Origin of the sequence: Natronomonas sp. (assembly GCF_046483325.1) — an archaeon.
Lineage (GTDB): Archaea > Halobacteriota > Halobacteria > Halobacteriales > Haloarculaceae > Natronomonas.
Genome location: NZ_JAWODL010000004.1, coordinates 1 through 2,512 on the forward strand (window position 1 = coordinate 1; position 2,512 = coordinate 2,512).

Annotated in this window: 4 protein-coding genes; all 4 read right to left on the bottom strand. The window is 60.7% G+C overall.

What is annotated here, in order from left to right; genetic code table 11:
* Positions 1 to 28: 28 nt before the first annotated feature.
* Entirely contained in the window at positions 29 to 868 is an 840-nt protein-coding gene (locus R6U53_RS00895) for a mechanosensitive ion channel family protein (RefSeq protein ID WP_410320495.1), read from the bottom strand.
* 60 nt (positions 869 to 928) lie between these two features.
* Positions 929 to 1,141: a hypothetical protein gene (locus R6U53_RS00900; RefSeq protein WP_410320496.1), complete on the bottom strand. Its 213-nt coding sequence runs from the start codon at positions 1,139 to 1,141 to the stop codon at positions 929 to 931.
* A 259-nt stretch (positions 1,142 to 1,400) separates the two neighbouring features.
* Positions 1,401 to 1,658, bottom strand: coding sequence for a HalOD1 output domain-containing protein (locus R6U53_RS00905; protein WP_410320497.1), 258 nt, complete (start codon positions 1,656 to 1,658; stop codon positions 1,401 to 1,403).
* 112 nt (positions 1,659 to 1,770) lie between these two features.
* Positions 1,771 to 2,448, bottom strand: coding sequence for a helix-turn-helix domain-containing protein (locus R6U53_RS00910; RefSeq protein WP_410320498.1), 678 nt, complete (start codon positions 2,446 to 2,448; stop codon positions 1,771 to 1,773).
* Positions 2,449 to 2,512: the final 64 nt, after the last annotated feature.

Genomic DNA, 2,512 nt, shown 5'->3' on the forward strand with positions numbered 1-2,512 from the left:
AGAAACTCTTTGGGCAGGCTTCGCAGAATCAGCCGCCCCTTTTCAAAGATGCCGCCGGACGCCGTATGTCGATTCCCTCGGCGTCGAAGCGCTCCTTGACCGCTTCGACAAACTGCGAACGGATCACCGCGTAGCTACGCTCCGACGGGTCGATCCAGATTCGTCCCGAGAGGACGACCGCGGAGTCGCCCAGGTCCGTGACGGGGGCTGTTGGTTCCGGGTCCGCGAGGGCGCCGTCGATACGAGCGCCCTCCTCGACGATGGCGTTCCGTGCCTGGTCGATGTCGTCGTCGTATCCGATGCCGAACCCGACCGACACTCGCCGTCGGTCGTTCGCGACGTTGTTGACGACGGCCGCGTTGGCGAGGTCGCTGTTCGGGACCGTCACCAGTTCGTTGTCGAACGTGTCCAGTTTCGTCACCCGCATCTGGATCTCTCGAACGACGCCGTCCTTCCCGTCCCACTCGATCCAGTCGCCGACCGCGAATGGTTTGTCCTGGATGATGAACACACCGGCGACGAAGTTAGCGAGGAGGTCCTGTGCGGCAAACCCGACCGCGAGCGTGATCGCACCACCCAGGGTTGCAAACGCGGCGAGTACGGTACCGAAACCTGCTATCGTCGCAGCGATCGCGATTGCGAACACAGTCGTCACGATGACGGTCATACTCACGGCGAATCCGATGAGCGTCTCGTCGAAGCCCCGACGATGCAGGCTTTTCTCTACTGCCCGAACCGAGACGGATCGCCCGATCCGGTAGACGACGAAGAACACGATTGCGAAGGTCAGGATCGTCGTTATCGTGTCGATGAGTGCCGGGACGTACTGCTGGAAGTCGATCGCTGGCCCCTGCTGCAATGGTAACATACCAGCTACCGGGTGGTGCTGATGGAGCTAAGTAATTAACAGCGTACGACCGATCACCGTTTATTGATTTCCGGAGTTGTGTGGTAAGAACGCCGAAATAACGAGCGTGAGCGTCGCGAATACGACGAGGAGTAGCAACGTCGCGCGCTGGGCGCCGATGAAGGCGGCCTCGAAGACCCCTTCGAGCAGTTCTCGCTCTGTAGGGGTCAACCCGGAGAGAAACGCCTGTCGGTCTCCCCAACGGTCGCCACCACCCCGGGGTGGACCGCTCACTAGGCACGCACTTCGGGCGCGTACTGCGCCGCACCGGCGTCGGGCGACACCGGTGGAGGCACCCCGTAGCGTTCGGACATTGGGGGAGGCGATTGTTCCCGGATAAACGTTCGCCCGGGCGGATAGGCAGTGTTCACATGACGTACTATGAGTGGAGCGTGTACGACTGGACACCCGCAGATTTTTATATTAATCAACCCCGCTTGGCCAAACCACGTCGACAACCATCAGAGCCCGTCGTCGGGGCGGTGCGACGGATTTACACGGGCTCCTTGCTGCTTGCTACCAGCGTCTCGTCGGAACCGACCACGATGTCGTAGCCGGCCCACTCGAACGTAACGGTAACCTCCGACTGCGCGGTCGCTCCCGTTGAGAGGATGGCTTCGAGCGCGTCAGGATCTACTACGTCGAACAGCGGCGGTTCGAGTTCCATCGGGTCGACGCCGTCTTGGGCTGCGACCGCTTCGAGGATCGCTGTGATCGAGGGGACTTCCGAACAGCATTCGTTGTATACCATCGTATTATTCCTTTTCAGAACTCAGACTAACGAGTCCTGTTCTTACCAGTGAAAGACCCTTTATACGGCCCCGAGTTGTCGGTCGACGGCGGCCGGAGCAGATTGTAGAACCTCATTGGACGGCGTCACCGTTGAACTCTTGAGCAGCGTGGGGGTAGAGTTCTTGCGAGATGAGGGTGTCGAACGCGCGCCTGAGTCGGCCGGCGAACGCCTGTCGGGTGATCCCTAGCCTTGTCGCGAGCGTGTCGAGCGTAACCGCACGCGGTTCCTCGAAGTACCCCTCCGTGTACGCGAGATGTAACGCCTCGAACTGCTCTGAGGAGAGGTCATGGCTGTTCCGGTTTCGCGCCGGTCGATTGTCGGTCAGCCTGACGAGGGTGAAGGGGACATCGGCATCCCTGAGTTCGGTGACGAACTCGGAGAGGGGTGTCTTGGTCTCGCTCCGAAATTCGAACCGCCACTCCTCGGACGTGCCGATACCCGACAGCAACGAGAGACCCGACTCGGAGATTGAGACGACGGTATCGCGAAACCCCGGCTTCCAGACGACGCGATAGAGCGTCCGTCCGTCCACCTCGTTGAGGGCCATGATATCCTCGGCGGCCTCGTGCGAGTACGTCGCCTGGACGACGTCGTCCGGGCGTGCTCCCTCCACCCAGATGAACGGGATGATGGCATTGGGAATGGGCACTATCTGTTCCATCTCGACCAACACGTCCGGGAGTTCGGCAAAGGCCTTCCCGATCGGGAAGCCAGTCGCCGGTATCGAGATCTCGGTATAGACGACCATGACTCAGTATTGGCACCAGTGCTTCTTGATTCTACCCGGGGGTGGAGGGTCGCCGAACTCGCAC